At 38.2% G+C, this 17,235-nt stretch carries 17 protein-coding genes; 10 read left to right on the top strand and 7 right to left on the bottom strand.

Annotated features, from left to right (window positions below; genetic code table 11):
* Positions 1-96 precede the first annotated feature (96 nt).
* From ACIQ2D_RS18570 to ACIQ2D_RS18555, 4 genes are all read left to right on the top strand, one after another.
* Positions 97-810: a glycosyltransferase gene (locus ACIQ2D_RS18570; RefSeq protein ID WP_402866775.1), complete on the top strand. Its 714-nt coding sequence runs from the start codon at positions 97-99 to the stop codon at positions 808-810.
* Positions 811-897: 87 nt separating this feature from the next.
* On the top strand, positions 898-1,158 hold the full coding sequence (locus ACIQ2D_RS18565) for a metal-sensitive transcriptional regulator (protein ID WP_402866773.1): 261 nt from the start codon (positions 898-900) through the stop codon (positions 1,156-1,158).
* A gap of 246 nt (positions 1,159-1,404) precedes the next feature.
* On the top strand, positions 1,405-2,592 hold the full coding sequence (locus ACIQ2D_RS18560; protein WP_402866771.1) for a transglutaminase domain-containing protein: 1,188 nt from the start codon (positions 1,405-1,407) through the stop codon (positions 2,590-2,592).
* A 156-nt stretch (positions 2,593-2,748) separates the two neighbouring features.
* Positions 2,749-4,050, top strand: a complete 1,302-nt coding sequence (locus ACIQ2D_RS18555; protein ID WP_402866769.1) for a transglutaminase domain-containing protein — start codon at positions 2,749-2,751, stop codon at positions 4,048-4,050.
* Positions 4,051-4,084: 34 nt separating this feature from the next.
* Here the strand turns inward: ACIQ2D_RS18555 and ACIQ2D_RS18550 are convergent, their stop codons facing one another.
* From ACIQ2D_RS18550 to ACIQ2D_RS18520, 7 genes are all read right to left on the bottom strand, one after another.
* Complete coding sequence (locus ACIQ2D_RS18550) at positions 4,085-5,038, bottom strand: N-acetylglucosamine kinase (protein ID WP_402866767.1); 954 nt, start codon at positions 5,036-5,038, stop codon at positions 4,085-4,087.
* Positions 5,035-6,549, bottom strand: a complete 1,515-nt coding sequence (argH, locus tag ACIQ2D_RS18545; RefSeq protein WP_402866766.1) for an argininosuccinate lyase — start codon at positions 6,547-6,549, stop codon at positions 5,035-5,037. The genes ACIQ2D_RS18550 and argH overlap by 4 nt, the downstream gene beginning before the upstream one ends.
* 25 nt (positions 6,550-6,574) lie before the next feature.
* A complete protein-coding gene (locus tag ACIQ2D_RS18540; RefSeq protein ID WP_402866764.1) occupies positions 6,575-8,296 on the bottom strand; it encodes an ABC transporter permease in 1,722 nt (573 codons plus the stop codon).
* Positions 8,297-8,308: 12 nt separating this feature from the next.
* Positions 8,309-9,379 carry an ABC transporter ATP-binding protein gene (locus ACIQ2D_RS18535; RefSeq protein WP_402866762.1) on the bottom strand — a complete coding sequence of 357 codons (1,071 nt, stop codon included), beginning with the start codon at positions 9,377-9,379 and terminating at the stop codon, positions 8,309-8,311.
* Between the two features lie 92 nt (positions 9,380-9,471).
* A complete protein-coding gene (locus tag ACIQ2D_RS18530; RefSeq protein ID WP_402866760.1) occupies positions 9,472-10,563 on the bottom strand; it encodes an extracellular solute-binding protein in 1,092 nt (363 codons plus the stop codon).
* Positions 10,564-10,768: 205 nt separating this feature from the next.
* Positions 10,769-11,662, bottom strand: a complete 894-nt coding sequence (locus ACIQ2D_RS18525) for an EamA family transporter (RefSeq protein ID WP_402866758.1) — start codon at positions 11,660-11,662, stop codon at positions 10,769-10,771.
* 17 nt (positions 11,663-11,679) lie between these two features.
* Entirely contained in the window at positions 11,680-12,243 is a 564-nt protein-coding gene (locus ACIQ2D_RS18520; RefSeq protein ID WP_402866756.1) for a GNAT family N-acetyltransferase, read from the bottom strand.
* Between the two features lie 223 nt (positions 12,244-12,466).
* On the opposite strand from ACIQ2D_RS18520, the gene ACIQ2D_RS18515 reads away from it, so the two are divergent.
* The 6 genes from ACIQ2D_RS18515 (at position 12,467) to ACIQ2D_RS18490 (ending at position 17,223) form a co-directional block, all read left to right on the top strand.
* On the top strand, positions 12,467-13,417 hold the full coding sequence (locus ACIQ2D_RS18515; protein ID WP_402866754.1) for a carbohydrate kinase family protein: 951 nt from the start codon (positions 12,467-12,469) through the stop codon (positions 13,415-13,417).
* A gap of 14 nt (positions 13,418-13,431) precedes the next feature.
* Positions 13,432-13,866, top strand: a complete 435-nt coding sequence (locus ACIQ2D_RS18510; protein ID WP_402866752.1) for a protein-tyrosine phosphatase family protein — start codon at positions 13,432-13,434, stop codon at positions 13,864-13,866.
* A 127-nt stretch (positions 13,867-13,993) separates the two neighbouring features.
* Positions 13,994-14,197 (top strand): PLDc N-terminal domain-containing protein, encoded by a 204-nt coding sequence (locus ACIQ2D_RS18505; protein ID WP_402866750.1) that lies wholly within the window; start codon positions 13,994-13,996, stop codon positions 14,195-14,197.
* Complete coding sequence (locus ACIQ2D_RS18500; RefSeq protein ID WP_402866747.1) at positions 14,194-15,087, top strand: ABC transporter ATP-binding protein; 894 nt, start codon at positions 14,194-14,196, stop codon at positions 15,085-15,087. The genes ACIQ2D_RS18505 and ACIQ2D_RS18500 overlap by 4 nt, the downstream gene beginning before the upstream one ends.
* Positions 15,084-15,866 carry an ABC transporter permease gene (locus ACIQ2D_RS18495; protein WP_402866744.1) on the top strand — a complete coding sequence of 261 codons (783 nt, stop codon included), beginning with the start codon at positions 15,084-15,086 and terminating at the stop codon, positions 15,864-15,866. Before ACIQ2D_RS18500 ends, ACIQ2D_RS18495 begins: the two co-directional genes overlap by 4 nt.
* Positions 15,867-16,518: 652 nt before the next feature.
* Positions 16,519-17,223, top strand: coding sequence for a CBS domain-containing protein (locus ACIQ2D_RS18490; protein WP_402866741.1), 705 nt, complete (start codon positions 16,519-16,521; stop codon positions 17,221-17,223).
* Positions 17,224-17,235 lie beyond the last annotated feature (12 nt).

The raw sequence follows: 17,235 nt of genomic DNA, 5'->3' as shown, positions 1-17,235 counted from the left end.
TGATATAGATACTGTCTATAGAAACGTTTATTGAATTGCTTACATAAGATGATAATATTTACATAGGGAGTATAAAGAAGTTTGGGGGCTTGAGTGATGAACAAAATTGCTGCGATTATTCCGGCTTTAAATCCACAACAGTCATTTGTGCTTTTTGTGCAAAAGCTATTTATGTTAGATATTGAGCGAATTGTTATTGTAAATGATGGCAGTGATGATAAGTACGATACGATTTTTGAAGAGTTGGCAATGCTTGAGAATTGCCATGTTATACATCATGATCGAAACTACGGCAAAGGGTATACTTTAAAGACAGCTTTTACATATATGCTAGCACATAGGGAGAACTATCAAGGAGTTATAACCTTAGGAGCACATGGGCAGCATACATTGCAGGACGTGAAATTAGTGCTTACGATGACAAAAGTATTCTCTGAGGGCATTGTGCTAGGTGTACGAAATTTTCATTCACCAGATTGTACATTTTCGACGTATTGGGGCAATTGGGCGACAAGTTTATTTTTTGAAGCATTATTTCACCGTAAGCTATTGGATACGCAAACAGGCTTACGATATATATCGATGAAAGAATTGCCTTGGCTGCTTGAAGTGAAGGGGGATCATTTTGATTATGATACAAACATGCTTGTTGCAGCACTCAAGCGAAAATGTCCCATCTTTGAAGTGGAAATAGGTACGTTACGTTTGAAGAAAAATTCAGTAATTCATTATGATGAAATTACTAATGCGAGGGAAATTATTACACAGATGCTCACAGATTATTTACAGCCATGGAAAAAGCAACGTTAAATCCATGTCCTTATGATAATATGTTAGGATAAATATAATTGTTGGATAACTGGATTTAGTGATTATTTCAGTGGAGGAGTCAAAGGAATGGAATATACAGACCAAGTGAAAAATCGAGTTAAGAGAATGGAAGGTCAACTTCGTGGTATTTTGAAAATGATGGAAGAAGAAAAAGACTGTAAAGCGGTCATTACACAATTATCGGCTGTCCGTTCAGCAGTTGACCGTACAGTTGGCGTGATTGTTAGTAATAACCTGCTGGAATGTGTACAAAAGGCAGAAGGAGACGGCGAAAAAATGAATGAGGTTATTCAAGAAGCCGTTAATTTAGTTGTGAAAAGTCGCTAATGATATTGATTATAGATGGAGATAGAAACTCACTGAAATCAGTGGGTTTTTTTGTTTCTGTATTGTGTTGAACAATACTCTATTTATGATGTTATATATTCTGCATTAGGTCTTATAGCCTTTTTATAATCTTTAATGATATAGAAAAAAGTCTTGAGTAGTGACCTTGACTTATAGCTTTAAAGATACAAATTTTCTATAATTATACATATGAGGGTGGTACGGAAAATAAAAGGAGTGTTTAATATGAAAAAATGGCTATTAAGTAGTGCTGCGTTACTAATGTTAAGCCCAACAGTTGCATATGGACACGGCACAGATTCATATGCAAATGAAGGTACATCGAAAGTTGCTTACAATGTGGTAGCTAGCTCAGCAATTACATCATGGGAGCAAGTAGCAAACGAAATAGCGAAACAAATGAATACATTCGCGACTGATATTAACTTATCCTACAAGGGTTCAATGGATAATTTTAGTGACAATGCGCTAGCGGCATTTGATAAAGCAAAACAACAGGCAGTGTACGCAGGCGAGCATATAGAGAGTACGTCCGTTTCGACTGACTCAGTAGGCAATATCAAACTTAAAATAAAATATTTAACCAATAAAGCACAAGAAGAGATTGTACAAAAGAAAGTAGACCAAGTACTAGCGAACATTATTACTCCTTCAATGACAACATTCGAAAAGGTGAAGGTTGTGAATGATTATATTGTGTCAAACGCAAAATATGGAGAAAGTACAAAGTCGAGTCCTCATAGTGCTCATGCACTGTTAATGGAAGGACAAGCAGTATGTCAGGGTTATGCATTATTAACTTATAAAATGCTCAATCAGATTGGTGTGGACGTGCAATACGTTGTTGGTTTTGTTAATGGGAACGAGGCACATGCCTGGAATTTAGTGAAGATTGACGGCAAGTGGTATCATCTGGATACGACTTGGAATGACCCACTACCAAACCGTGTAGGTGCATCTTCATACGATTATTTCCTAGTGACAGATACACAACTGAAAAAAGATCATACATGGGTGACATCCGATTATCCTGCAGCAACGAGTACTACCTACAGTTATATGCAAAATGTTCATTATGCGCATCAAATTAATAACTCGTTATATTTTAGTAATAAAGCCGATAATAATAAATTATATAAGCTAGATTTAGGGACTGGAAAAAAAGTTAAACTAGCAGATACACGTGTACTTTATATTGTTGGTGCAGGTGACGCAATTTACTACAGCGATTTCGGCAATGGCGGTTATTTAACTAAAATGAATATTAAAACGTTAAAAACAGAGGTGCTAGTAAAAAATGCAGTAACTGATTTAATGATAAAAGGAGAAAACTTGGTCTATAAAATTGCCTCTAAAGAACAAAAAATTAAAATTGACGTACCAACAAAATCTAGTGCAACACAAAAGAAATAGCTTGTATTATAAAAGTTCATAAAGATTTCTTAGCACAAAGGAGCCTCCGATGGATTTCTTTGTGCTTCTTTTGTATATAATGAAGAGAAGTGTAACAACGTCCCTAGGTGGTGTTGTTGCAAATGTAGAAAAGAAAAGTTTGTAGGGGTGAGGGATTTGTGGAAAAGGCTAGCGCTAATACTTATTATCGTTATTTTTATTGAACCGATTTATACTGTTGGAAAGTCGTCAGTTCAAAAAATTATAGATTGGGCAGGTCGTGAAGAAGTTGCTACGGTATTAACATCTACAAAAGAAAAAATCGCAGATGTAACTGCTGCTTTTTCTGAAGATGCCTCGATTGAAATAGCAACTCCAACAGAAAATATGGATGCCGTTGCGCAATTGCCAGCTTCTAATGCTCCAGTAATAGCTCCAGTTGCAAAGATTACTGTGACGAATGAAAAAGAGTTAGCAGATGCGATGTATTCATACTTTAGTAGTTTTTCACCTACGTTTGAAATTCAATATACAGGTAGTACCAAACGCATAGAGAAAATTATAGAAGAAGCATATGATGAAGCACTTAAACGGGATGGTTATGTATACGGTCATATTAGTGAACATGCCATTCGTTATGAATATAATAAAAAAACAGCGAAGATTTATGGTGAACAAACCTATTTAATGACACCTGAACAGGCAAATTATGTGGAGATGAATGTTCAAGATGTTTTAGCGTCCATTGTGACTAGTTCGATGTCAGATGTAGAAAAAGTAAAGGCTGTCAACGACTACATTGTGTCACATACAGCTTATACAGATGAAACTAAGTCTAGCCCTCACAGTGCTTATACAGTATTAGCTGAACGAGGTGGAGTTTGTCAGGGCTATGCATTACTTGCACATTCAATGCTACAAAAGCTTGGTATTGAGACGCAGTATATTGTTGGTTATGTTGGTGAGGTTGGACATGCATGGAATTTAGTGAAGCTAGGCGGTCAGTGGTATCACTTAGATACGACATGGAATGACCCATTGCCGGATCGTAAAGGTGCAGTGCGTTATCAGTACTTTTTAGTGGATGATCGTACAATGGCTCAGGATCATTCATGGATTGCTTCAGATTATCCGAAGGCAACAAGTACGAAATATAGCTATTATCATGATATTGATTTCCCAGCACAGGTTGACCAACAGTTATTTTACAGTAACGAGGCTGACAATAATAAGTTATATGTACTTGATATGAATACTGGCAAGTCCAAACGTGTGACAGGCTCACGAGCACAGTACATTGTATATGCAAATGGTTGGATCTATTTCAGTAATTACTCGCGAGGAGCTTACTTGTCAAAAATACGTCCAGATGGAACCGGTGAGGAAATTTTAAATCGCGAAGATACGAAAGATTTATATGTGAAGGACGGCTATTTATATTTCACAACGAACGAACTGAAGAAAATGGCGTTACAATAACATAGAAAGTGGTTGTACTACAAATGGAGGTAACTCAAGATTCTTGAGTTACCTCCATTTGTGTGCGTTTAATAATATAATCAATAGGCGCTTGCTGGCATAGAGAGATGCGGATTTTCGGATACATTGATGTCATTTCCTTTGTGAATGTATGAAGGATAAATGGATTATGCTTGATGGCGCCTCCGTTGCAGTACAGCGTAAATACATCACCGTTATAACCTATTTTCTTTAAGACTGCACATGCTAGTAAAACTAATTCATGTGCTGCCCTAGTGGAAATTTGTATGGCACAGGCGTCATTTTTGGATGTTGCTTCGGCTAAGAATGACCCCATTTTTGCTAAATGTGCGTTTGTATATGAGGGACGGAATAACCATGTTGCAAGCTCTGTCGCATGCTGTATATGTAAATAGTTGAACACAGCATTTTTTAACAGCGTTGGTTCGCCTCGTCCGTCTTCCATTTTAAAAATGGCCTTTACGACTTCCTGACCTAGCCAGTAACCACTACCTTCGTCCCCAGCTCGATGTCCCCACCCACCAGAACGTACAATTTTCTGTTTGCCATCACTCGCGAAGGCAATTGCACCAGTTCCAGCAATAAGTAGTGCGCCAGCTTGTCCAGCAGTAACACCATGTAATGTAGCTTCCGCATCATTTTCTATTATAAGGGTATTAATATCTAGTTGATGAGCAACGATTGCCTCGTTGACAATTGTTTCTACGATTTCGTAGTCTCTCGCCGAATCGATCCCTGCCATCGCAAAAGTAGCCGCTGTAATTTTCTGCGTGGTTTGCTGTTGTAAAAAATCGCGAACTTGTGATAATAAGGCTTGTAATATTTCTAGCGCATTATCAACGCCAATTGCTTGGTAGTTTGATCCACCTGCAGTTTTTATAAATTGTATTTCACCAGAGTCTGCATGTGCGACTGCACATGCAGTTTTAGTTGCGCCACCATCAATAATAAGTAGCCATTCTGTCATTGGTTCCACTCCTCAATAAAAGAAGTCAGTTGCTTTTCAGCATCTTTAATAGTGGATTCCTTTTGGTTGATCCATTCATAAAAACCATGTGCGTTCTCTTTAGCTCGATCAAGGGATGCCTGCATTGTAGCTGGGGCAGGACCGCCAAGCAATGTTCGGATACCGACAAAAAACTCTGGTTTTAAGGCATTATAGAAATCCTCTTCAGAAATCACTAAAGTTTTGCCGGTTACAAGTTTGGACTGCGTATTTGCTAGACCCCATGTAAGGCTTGCTAATGATTCTTCACCATGTGCAAGTAATACTTTGATGCACTTACTCACAATACTATGAGCTTGACGGAAGGAAATACCTTCAGAGCGGACTAACGTATCGGCAAGTTCAGTTACATTTGCAAAGCTATTCTCTGCGCGACTCAGTAGCTTTTTCTTATTTACATCCATAGTAACAACAAGCGAGCCAAATAGTTTATAGATACCAATTAGACGGTCAATAGCCCGCCATAAATAAGGTTGCATATCGTCCTCTGTGTCTACGATATCGCCAAATGGTGTATTATGTACCATTTGCAATACTGTGCTTGCATCGCCGACAACTGAAGATAACAACGAGCGTGTATGCTCGATGGAAACAGGATTGCGCTTTTGTGGCATGATAGAACTTATTTGCACATAAGGACTTGCTAATACAAATGCATTGAATTCTTGCGTCGCCCACAATAAGAAGTCCTGTGATGTACGTCCAAGATTTAATGCTGCAAGCTGCACCATACTTGCAGCTTCAGCAATGTAATCAGCCCCCGCAACGGCATCCCAAGCATTTTCGATAATATCATCAAAGGCCAATAAATCACGCATACGTTCACGGCTAATGTTAAAGCCTGTTGTCGTCAATGCTGCTGCCCCCATACTGCTACGGTTAACTGTTTTGTATACATGTTGCATCCGTTCAAAGTCGCGATCAATTTGGTCAATAACTGCTTTTAAATAGTGAGCAAAAGTTGTTGGCTGTGCTTGCTGTGTATGCGTATAGCCAATCATAATTGTATCAATATGTTCCTCAGCTGCTGCTACTAAATCATCTCGTAATTTAAGTAGCTCACGCATAAGCTCTAATAATTTTTTTCGTAAAGTTATTCTATAAATGGCAATGCCCATATCATTACGACTTCTACCAATATGAAGATTTCCAGCAACATCGCCAGCAAGTTCTATTAATTTATTTTCTATGCGGAAAAATAAATCTTCATATTGTGGACTGTAATCTTGTATACGATAATAGTTCAAATCAAGTTTCTTCAATGCTACGCCAATTTGAGTGGCTTCTTCTTTTGTTACAAGACTTTGTTCTTCTAACATTTTTAGATGTGCAATATTAATCTGTAGCATGATTGTTAAAAAGTTTTTCTTTGCTTCATCGTAGGCAGGCTGTAATACAACCTTTCGATAAATATTTGAAGGGAAAATCATCCCATCCTCTTGTTGTGTCTTGTTGCGGAAATCTTCAAACATATGATAGCCTCCTATAGATTGACAGTTAAATGGCTGAGCCAGCACTGCCTTTTGATAACTTTTCAGAGATAATAAGTACAATTAAAATTAAACAAATTTGTAAAACGCCGTAAGCACAGGCTGTTCCAAATTTAAAGGCATATAATTTTTGAAATATTGCTACAGACAGTGGAATGGTAGAAGTACTATAAATAAGAATGGACGCAACGAATTCACCTAAGCTTTGGACAAGTGCTAATAACGTACCTGCTAAAATCCCGGTAAACGTCAGCGGTATAACGATACGTCTGAATGTATACCACCAAGTAGCGCCTAAGCTTCGTGATGCCTCTTCGATGGACTGATCTAGTTGGACAAGTGATGCTGAGGTCGAACGGAAAATAAGTGGTAAATGTCTAATAAAGTAAGCTAACGGTAAAATCCAAAACGTTCCGATTAACACTTGGTTGAAAGCAAAAATATTCTCAGTGCTGAAGGCGGCGATTAAATTTACTGCTACTACAGTTCCTGGTAATGCCCAAGGCACCATGATTAAAATATCGAGTAATGTTTTACCTTTAAAATTCAAACGCACCATTGCATAAGCTGCTGCGACCCCGAAAATAATATTGCCAAACGTTGCGACAACGCCCATTTGAATGGAGTTCCAAATTGGTCGCCAGGTGCGTTCATCGGTAAACAATGCAATATAATGATCGAGTGTATAATCAGTAGGCAATATTTGTGTTTTCCAAGCGCCATCCACCGAAAAGGAAATTAAAATGAGCACTAGAATTGGTAATATTAAAATTAATGTGCCGATGAAAGAAGCAACAGTTGCGACAATTTTCATCCATTTTGAAGATACTTCCGAGCGATGAACGCTGATGCCCTTACTCAGATTTTGATAGTTACGGCGATTTTGGTACCAACGCATAATGATTAAAAATGAGATAGAAACAAAGGATAGTATCATCGATTGTGTCGATGCCATCTCTAAGTTACCATTTGTGCGAGATAAATAGATTTGCATCGTCATCGTACGCTCTACACCAAACATTAACGGAGCTGTGTACGATGCCATTGACACCATGAATACAAGTAGGGCTGAGGCAATAATAGAAGGTGTAAGCATTGGCAAAATAACCTTTGTCCATACACGAATACGCCCTGCACCTAAGCTAGTCGCTGCTTCTTCTAAAGAGGGATCGAGCCCTTTAATGGCAGCGGAAGCGGTTAAGTAGAAGTATGTGTACATGGTGAATGTATGTACGACGATGACTCCCCATATACCTTTAAGTGAAAAAGGTACTTGGTCTAGTCCGAATAAATGCTGAATAGCACGCGGGAAAATACCGCTTTCCCCGTATAAAAATGTAAAAGATAATACACCGACAAGGGGAGGGAGAGCCATTGGCACTAACACTAAAATTGATAGTAAACGTCTGCCAGGAAAATCATATCGTTCTAATAAAAATGCCATTGTCACCCCGACGATTGCACAGGTAAGGACACTAATGACGGAAATATAAATACTAGTCCAAAGTGCTTCTAAATTGGCAGGGCTAGCGAGATCGAAAAATTTTTTATAATTATAAAGTGCATCGTCTCCAGAAAAACTTTGTATAAACGTTTGATAGAAGGGGTAAATCACATAGGCAAACAAGACTAAGAATAAAGGTGAGATTAAGATATAAACAAACCACTTTGATTGGGTTAATCGTGTCCAGACATTTTCTTGATAAGAATTCACAGGTGGTTTTTCCATGTTGGTTCCCTCCTATTCTCCTAAAAAGTACAGTGATTCACTGGCAATATTCAAGGTAATGTCTTCGCCAATACTTTTTATCTGCCCATAAGTATTGATAATCATGACTTTTAACGAAAAACCTACACAATCTACGATGTAGTTCACACTGATACCTGTAAATTCGACAAATGAAATTTTTCCTGTAAGCGTGTTATCACCAGTACCTTGGTTAATGGACTCAGGACGAATGGAAAGAAATACTTTGTCACCAATCATATGCGTTAGTGTAGGGGAGCTATTGTGTTTTAGCCCAGTAAATACTAAGTCATTCGTTGTTTTTACACGAATGTCTTCGCCATTTATGGCTTCAATAGTCGCTTCAATCAGGTTCGTCTCACCGATAAAATCTGCGACAAAACGATTTAAAGGACGATTATAAATTTCTTGAGGTGTGCCAATTTGTTTGACGTATCCATTTTCCATGACCATAATACGGTCAGACATAGCCATAGCTTCCATTTGATCGTGTGTTACATAGATGGTTGTCACTCCAAGCTCTGATTGAATGCGTTTAATTTCAATACGTGTCTCTTCACGCAATTTAGCATCTAGATTGGATAGGGGCTCATCGAGTAATAAAATATCTGGCTCAATGACAAGTGCACGTGCTAATGCCACACGTTGCTGTTGACCACCCGATAGCTCATTAATTTTACGGCTACCGTATTCCGTCAAATGCACAAGCCCGCGAATACGGTCAACTTTTTGCTTTATTTCGGATTTAGACAGTTTGCGCACTTGTAAACCAAAGGCGATATTTTCGTCTACAGTCATATGTGGAAAAAGTGCATAGTTTTGAAATACCATACCGATATTTCGCCTATTTGGTTGGAGCAAAGTCACATCCCGATTATCAAAGTGAATTTTCCCTTCGGTAGGGTAGTAAAAACCAGCAATCATACGAAGCGTTGTTGTTTTCCCGCAGCCACTTGGACCAAGGAAAGTGAAAAATTCGCCAGCTTTAATATCCAGATTTAAATCTTTCACACCATGCACTTGCCCAAATTGTTTAGAAATATTTTTCATTTTGACACTTTTCATATGAAATGCTCCTTTCTGGCTGATACCTAGTTGTATAGGAAACCTCGAGTAAAAAAATCACTCGAGGTTAAAAAATGTTAATTATACAAATATTATTTACCTCGACCTTTTACGTTTGTATCCCAGTACTCCATCCACTCAGCCTCTTTTTCAGACATAAGCTGCCAATCAATATCAAACGTTTTTAAATCTAACTCTTGATACCATTCTGGCATTGCGGCTTTATCGATATCTGTACGTGTTGGAATTTGATAGTAATCATTTGCTAGTTTTGTAACCATCTCTTTTTCAAATAAAAATTCTACGAATAACTTTGAGTTTTCTAAGTTTTTCGCATTGTTCACGACACCTACACCATCAACTAAAATAGGGGCACCGCTCTTTGGATAGATGTAATCAAATGGATAGTCTGTTGTATGTTTTTTTAACAAAATATCTTGAAGGTTCCATAAAGAAACACTGCCTTCTTGGCGTGTTAATTTTAAATAAAGTGCATTTGGGTCCTGTGTATATTCTTTTGTATTTGCATCTAGCTTTAATAACCAGTCGTATCCTTTTTCAGGTGTATCTGCACCTTGGCGAACAATCATGGATGAATAAATTGTACGCATTGTGCCAGAGGCTAGTACGCCACGAATTAAAATTTGATCTTTCCATTTAGGGTCTAATAATTCATCCCAATCTTGGGGTCCTGTTTCTTTAGTTAGTGTATCGCTGTTTATCATAATAACTTCTGGTAATAGCATTTCGCCGAACCAACGACCTTTTTCATCTTTATGATTCGCGTTAATTGTATTGATAAAGCTCGGTTCCCATGCATGCAGTAAGTCTTCATCTGCTCCTACAATTAGAGCGGATTGTGTGCCACCCCACCAAAAATCTGCTTGAGGATTTGCTTTTTCACCGCGTAGACGCTCTAAAATTTGTTGTGCGCCCATTGTTAAAAACTCCACTTCAATGTCCGGGTACTTCTCATTAAACTGATCGATTACGCCTTGCACCATTTCTTCGTCGCGACCTGTGTATATCACAAGTTTTCCAGATGGAGCCGCTTGTGCATCGGTTTTTTCAGTGTCGTCATCTTTTGTATTATTTGCAGTATCCTTGTTGTCATCGCTACTACATGCAGCTAAGATCATAAGCATAAGTACAAGTAAAAAGCCGAAAATACGTGTTTTCTTCATAATCATCTTCCCCTTCCTTTATAGTGAGTAGCATACATATAGAAGTATAATACATAAGCCAGTCATTAATGTTAAGAATAATTAAAAAATTCTAACATTAATACCATCATAAACGAAGTAAACATTGGATATCAATGGAAATTGGGTGGAATTCAAAAAAACTCCTTAAAATGGATTGTAACCATTTTAAGGAGTTTTGAAATTCTTATATTCTTTGACGTCTAAGGTCGAGTAAGGTCGGGAGCATCATGCCGAGGATGACAAGAATGATACCGGCTACTTGTACCAATGTTAAAGGTTCATGCAGAACGATAACTGAAACTGTCACTGCAACTGGTAATTCCATGGCACTTAAAATGGAAGCAAGTGCACCACCGACTTTTGGTACTGCAATGGAGAATAAATAAATCGGTAAAATGATACCAAATAGACCAAGTGCTAGCCCATATTTCCATAAGCCTTCGCTAAATAATTTACCATTCCATACGATTTCAGGATTAAGGAAGATGCTTATAACAACAAGTGCAACGAAAGACATAATCAGTACACGAGACGTCGTTGTAACACCTTCAACTGGGCGAGAATTGAACTGAATGAAGCAAGCGAAACTGAAAGCAGCTGCTAAACCAAATACCCAGCCTTGCCATGCAATACCACTTAAATCAACATCAAGTACACCAGCTGCTAAAATTGTGCCAGCAAATAAGACAATAAGTGAAAGTGCTTCAGGGCGACTTGGTAAGCGTTTATGCAGGGCGCAATCTATAAATAAGCCAATCCATGTAAATTGAAATAACATGACAACGGCAAGAGAAGCCGGTAAATACTTCAGTGATTCGCCGTACACAATACCTGTAAAGCCGGTGAAAATCCCACCACAGATTAAAATAAGTAGACCTTTTTTTGAAAGTCTCGGCAATTGTCTTTGCGTAACGATAAAAATCGTTAAAATTAGCATAAAGCCAATAATATATTGACTCGATATCGCCTCTGATGATGTAAAGCCATGTAGCATCGCAACTTTAACAATTGTTGATAGAATTCCATAGCTACTTGCAGCGATGACAACCATTAGAGGATAAAGTAACTTGGTTTTCATAGAATATTTTTCACTTCCTATATTTCTTTTACCATATGATGAAACGGTTCGTCTATGATCGACCAAGGTTCTGTAATAACAAAGCCTGTACGTTCATAAAGACGGAGCGCTTTTTCCTTTTTTGTCTCAACATTTAATGACAATTTGCTAAAGCCTCGCTCTTTAGTTTGGTCAATTGCAAATTGTAATAGTAATGTACCGATGCCCTTACCACGAGCTTCAGGGGCAACACAAATCGTGTCAATATAGTATTCATCTTCGTGTGCTTCTTTATCAATGGTAATGTTTGGCGCGTTTTTTGCGGCAAGCCATTTTACTAAGTTGGCATCCATTTCTATAACTTCTTCACCGTTATAGTAAACGAGAATACCTAATATGTTTTCGTCCTCCACAGCAACGAATGTATTTAAATAAGAATGGCGATTATCTTCACGTTTGAATAGGACCGCAAGTTCACGTTCAATCGATTCTGGTTCTTGTTCCCCAGTTAAACGATTGGCAATATCACCAATGGCATCGATAATTAATGGTACCACGGCTTGAGCATCCTGTGGTTGTGCTTGTCGAATTGTAATACTCATGATCAAAATCCCTCCCTTTCTATAGGGAATTATAGCAGAAATGTAGAAGTTACATTAGTTTTTGGTAGTATTCAGAAATATGAAATTTCAATAGTGTTTAACTTATAAACAAATTAAGAACCTTCCATTAAAAGATATGGTTAACAAAATAGTTAGTACGAATTTGATATGCAGTGAAGCTTCATGTTAATCTAGGATTGAACAGACTTCCGGAGGTACTATAATGACACAGAAAGATAAAGATTTGATATTAGTTTATGGAGATGCCTTTATTGACTATATAGCGGACGATGTGACGAACACATCTTTTACTAAATTTATGGGTGGTGCAACAGTGAACGTGGCTGCAGGTATTAGCCGCATTGGAGCCCCATCTGCACTGATTACAATAACAGGAGATGACGAAACATCTCAATTTGTACGTGACGAGCTGGCTAAAGAGGGCGTTAACATGGATTATGCTATATTAGACCCTGCAAAACGAGTTAGTGGAGTATATGTCCATTTAACAGAGGCGTGTGAGCGCATCTTTAAAGATTATGTCGATGAGACGCCGGATTTACAAGTATCTGCTTTGCAATTAAATGAAGCAGCGTTTAAACAAGCATCTCTACTAAATGTGTGCTCAGGCACAATGTTCCATCCGACGGCACTAGAAACAACACGCGCTGCTGTTGAAATGGCGAAGGAGAAGGGTGCAATTATTGCAATGGATGCCAATATTCGCCCACTACGTTGGAGCAGTGAAGAGGTATGTCGAGAAACAATCGTATCTTTCTTTGAGGATGTAGATATTTTAAAAGTAACTGATGAAGAGTTATTTTTCTTAACAGAAGCGACTTCTTTAGAAGAGGGAATTAAGCAATTAGACAGCTATTTAGTGCCCATAATTTTAGTGACAGTTGGTAAAGATGGCACTTATGCAGTTTTAAACGGTGAAGTAGTGCATGTACCGACAGAAAAAGTAGTACCAGTTGATACAACAGGTGCTGGGGATGCATTCATGGCAGGCGTGTTACGTGACATACACTACAACGGCTTACCGACGACAGAAGATGAACTAGTGCGATGTGTTAGCTTCGGTAACAAGTTAGGCGCTATGGCAGCAACAAAAGCAGGTGCATTAACGGCGCTTCCATATTATGAGGATATTAAACACTTGCTACAAAAATAGTTCGGAGTGTGCATATGATGAAGAAAAGCTACGATGTGTTAGTAAAAGATCGATTATATTTTGGAGGCGCCAAGGATGCAGCAGCTGCATTTGACAATGAAGCAGTGGATGTTGTTATTGATGTTCGTGTGAATGGCTTAACTGATGAGGAACAGAAAGCAGTCGGCTATCAGTACAAGCATCTTCCTATTGCTGATGAGGATTTAACTGTGGCTACATCGATTGACAAGGTGGCTAAGGAAATTACAGCTGCTTATCATGAAGGAAAAAAAGTGTACTTCCATTGTGGGGGAGGCGGAGGTCGCGCAGGTGTTGCGGCGACAGCTGTATTATTGGAACTAGGGTTAGCAGACTCTTTAGAGGAAGCCCAGTCAGCTGTGAAGGCAGCTCGACCACAAGTGACGATTCGTCCAAATATGGCAACAGCTTTACAGAAATTGTATAAATAAATAGAATGCGACAGTTAGAACTCTTTACTCTAGCTGTCGCATTTTTTATTAAAAGAAAAAATTGTTATATACATGTTAGAACAAAATTTGTTATAGTTATGTTATAACAAAGAGCGAGGTGTTTCGTATGATGGAAGAATTATCGGCAATTCCATGGGCAGTCATTGCGCCGTTACTTGTTGTCCAATTTATATTATTGATTGTGGCGCTAGTTGATTTGCGAAAAATTCATGCAACGAACGGTCCGAAGATTTTATGGGTATTTATCATTATATTTGTTAGTTTGTTTGGACCAATTGCATATTTCATCGTGGGGAGAAAACAAACATGACAACTCTACTAGAGGTGACAGGACTTACAAAACGTTTTGCAGACAAAACCGTCGTAGATACATTGGATTTTAAACTTGAAGAACATACATCAACAGCACTTATTGGACCGAATGGGGCTGGAAAAACAACAACCTTGTCGATGCTAACTGGCTTGTTAAAACCAACGACAGGTAGTGTGAAAATGCTACGCGGAGATTTGCGTGCGAATATCGGCTTTTTACCACAATATCCACAGTTTCAGCCATGGTTAAGTGCACTGGAATTTGCAGAAATGGCTGCAAGATTAAGTGGTGTACCTGCAAAAAAAGCAAAACTAGAGGCGCAAAAAACATTAGAATTTGTGGGCTTAGAAGATGCTTTGCATAAAAAAATAGCTACATTTTCTGGCGGTATGAAGCAACGATTAGGTATTTCCCAGGCAATAGTGCATAGGCCTAAACTACTCTTACTAGATGAACCAGTATCTGCCCTAGATCCGGTTGGAAGAAGAGAAGTGTTAGATTTGCTGAAAGGTTTACAACAAGAGACGACGATTTTGTATTCCACACATATTTTAAATGATGCAGAGGAAATGACAGATCAGCTATTGTTTTTACGAGACGGTAAGCTTGTAGAACAAGGGACTTTACGTGAGGTACGTCAGCGCTTTGATGAGCCAATGTTTGTAGTAGAATTCGATTCTGAAGTGGAAGCGAGACTATTCGCCAGTCAGTCCGAGCTGCTTGTAAAGGCAGAAGGCTGTTATGCATATGTAGAAATACGTGAAGGAAATTCGAATATGCAACAGCTATTAGAGCGTCTTAGTGCATCACCGTATACAGTGCGGAAAGTGGAACGTAAAACAGCTTCCCTTGAAGAAATTTTTATGAAGGTGGCGAAAAGGACATGAATGAATTTAACGTACTTCTTCAGAAGGAATTTCGCGAGGCTTGGCGAAGCTGGAAATTTCTGTGGATTCCGCTGGTCTTTGCACTGCTTGGAATGAGTGACCCATTAACAAACTATTATATGATGGATATTTTAAATGCTGTAGGTAATTTGCCAGAGGGCTTTGCAATCTCAATGCCAGAGCTTGCACCAGCAGACTTATTACAAGCTTCAATTGGACAGTTTCAAACAATTGGTTTACTTGTGTTAATAGCAACTTTTGTAGGAACGATTAGTAAAGAGCGAGCAAATGGTATGGCGACCCTGTTATACGTACGCCCAATTTCGTTTGCGACATATTTTATGAGTAAGTTTGTAGTTATGAGTGCTGTTGGGTTAGTGAGTATTGTAGCAGGCTTTACAGCCAGTGTTTACTATACAATTGTATTATATGGAAATTTCGAAGTGACGATGCTCTTTGCCAGTTTGGCAACATATTTCGTGTGGTTATTATTTGTGATTGCGATAACATTACTAATGAGCGCAGCATTTAAAACTAGTGTGGCGACTGCTTGTACATTTATTATTATTTTTGTGGGGCAAATTGTGGATGCAATTGTGGGCACATTCTGGACAGTGTCTCCTTGGAAATTACCAGCGTATGGTGTTCAACTTATTCGAGAAACGATGGAGATGCCGGACTATTGGTGGAGCATGGCATCAACTATAGTACTGCTGGTAATGTGCATTGTCGTAGGTATTTTTGCAATGAAAAAAAATGCAGCTATGGCGAAAATATAAAGACGGAGAAAAGAAATTTGCTCCGTCTTTTTTTATGTACTCAATAACATTTAGGTTATGCTCTAGAAACTTAGGGGTTATTTTGCTATTTGATATGATGGAGAATTCCTTTGCTTTCGAAAAACTTCTTCCAGCACAGATAACTTGTTCTGGGTATATTTGAGACAGTCTATGACAAATAATTTTGCCTACTTGACCATATCCCCCAACTACTAAAATTTTATTTTTCATTTCTCCATCCTTTCGTCGAGACAGTGGACAATATCCTCCATTATTCATATCCCTTTATGTAATGTAAAATCCCTTTTTTGTGAAAATTATCGATAGGAGAGTTGGAATGGGAAGATACAATTGAATGAATAAGTATATACTGAGGAGCCCCTAATTCATTTTGATAAATCCCATTGCTTTTAATATTGTGAATGCATTATTGATAGAAACGTAACCGATTGTAATTTTTTTTGCTAATTTGCTCGGAAATAAAATCTGCTAAATCCTAGAATATATTTTTTAGGTTTATTTTGACTATTTTGCATTCATACATTAACTTTTCTTGGAATCTTTAGTACTTAAGAATATAATGTAGCTATAACTCGAAATTTGTCAAATAAATCAGAATAAAATTACTATAAGAAGGGAGTAGGTGTTGCGATTGGCTACACAAAATTCAGATCGCTTTCTCACTGCATTTAATCGAATTGATCATCGGTTACGAGATATTATTGGAGCGAAGGATTTTATGCCATTTTATCGACTCGTGGATCAGGCAAAGAAGAAGGATGTATTAGTACGCAAATATGAGGATGATTTACGTTCTTATGCGGATTTGCGTAATGCAATCGTCCATCATCGAACGTCGATGGAATATGTTATTGCCGAGCCACATCCAGATGTAGTGGAAAAGATTGAATATATGGATTCTACTCTTGCAAAGCCGACGCTTGTTGGGCAAATGTTCCGTAAAAAAGTACATGTTTTCCAAGAAAGTGATTCCTTAAAGCATGTATTGAAGGTTATTCGCACTCGAAAATTTACGCAGTTTCCTGTATATCATAAAGATCAGTTTAAAGGCCTTGTAACGACAGTAGGTATTACAAACTGGCTTGCGACTACAATGGCAGGAAATCATTTGCCAAAACATATTCCAACAATGCATGATATTCTATTGCATGAAAAAAATAAAGTGAATTACAAATTTGTTAGTAGATACATAACGATTTATGAGGCAGAGGAGATTTTTAAGCAAGGGGTAGAGCGTGGTCGCCGTTTTGAGGCGTTGCTAATTACTGAGCATGGAAAACCGCAAGAGAAGTTAATTGGTATGATTACACCACTTGATATTATGAAGGTAGACTGACAAAAAAGCGGG

The organism is Lysinibacillus sp. NPDC097287, assembly GCF_044761695.1.
Lineage (GTDB): Bacteria > Bacillota > Bacilli > Bacillales_A > Planococcaceae > Lysinibacillus.
This window is presented reverse-complemented; position numbering and strand designations above follow the sequence as displayed.

Coding starts and splice junctions, on each gene's coding strand:
- ACIQ2D_RS18525 (WP_402866758.1), bottom strand. CDS start 11,662: ATGAAAACCAAGTTACTTTATCCTCTAATGGTTGTCATCGCTGCAAGT.
- ACIQ2D_RS18500 (WP_402866747.1), top strand. CDS start 14,194: ATGACAACTCTACTAGAGGTGACAGGACTTACAAAACGTTTTGCAGAC.
- ACIQ2D_RS18530 (WP_402866760.1), bottom strand. CDS start 10,563: ATGAAGAAAACACGTATTTTCGGCTTTTTACTTGTACTTATGCTTATG.
- ACIQ2D_RS18535 (WP_402866762.1), bottom strand. CDS start 9,379: ATGAAAAGTGTCAAAATGAAAAATATTTCTAAACAATTTGGGCAAGTG.
- ACIQ2D_RS18515 (WP_402866754.1), top strand. CDS start 12,467: ATGACACAGAAAGATAAAGATTTGATATTAGTTTATGGAGATGCCTTT.
- ACIQ2D_RS18495 (WP_402866744.1), top strand. CDS start 15,084: ATGAATGAATTTAACGTACTTCTTCAGAAGGAATTTCGCGAGGCTTGG.
- ACIQ2D_RS18510 (WP_402866752.1), top strand. CDS start 13,432: ATGATGAAGAAAAGCTACGATGTGTTAGTAAAAGATCGATTATATTTT.
- ACIQ2D_RS18550 (WP_402866767.1), bottom strand. CDS start 5,038: ATGACAGAATGGCTACTTATTATTGATGGTGGCGCAACTAAAACTGCA.
- ACIQ2D_RS18565 (WP_402866773.1), top strand. CDS start 898: ATGGAATATACAGACCAAGTGAAAAATCGAGTTAAGAGAATGGAAGGT.
- ACIQ2D_RS18540 (WP_402866764.1), bottom strand. CDS start 8,296: ATGGAAAAACCACCTGTGAATTCTTATCAAGAAAATGTCTGGACACGA.
- ACIQ2D_RS18505 (WP_402866750.1), top strand. CDS start 13,994: ATGATGGAAGAATTATCGGCAATTCCATGGGCAGTCATTGCGCCGTTA.
- ACIQ2D_RS18520 (WP_402866756.1), bottom strand. CDS start 12,243: ATGAGTATTACAATTCGACAAGCACAACCACAGGATGCTCAAGCCGTG.
- argH (WP_402866766.1), bottom strand. CDS start 6,549: ATGTTTGAAGATTTCCGCAACAAGACACAACAAGAGGATGGGATGATT.
- ACIQ2D_RS18560 (WP_402866771.1), top strand. CDS start 1,405: ATGAAAAAATGGCTATTAAGTAGTGCTGCGTTACTAATGTTAAGCCCA.
- ACIQ2D_RS18570 (WP_402866775.1), top strand. CDS start 97: ATGAACAAAATTGCTGCGATTATTCCGGCTTTAAATCCACAACAGTCA.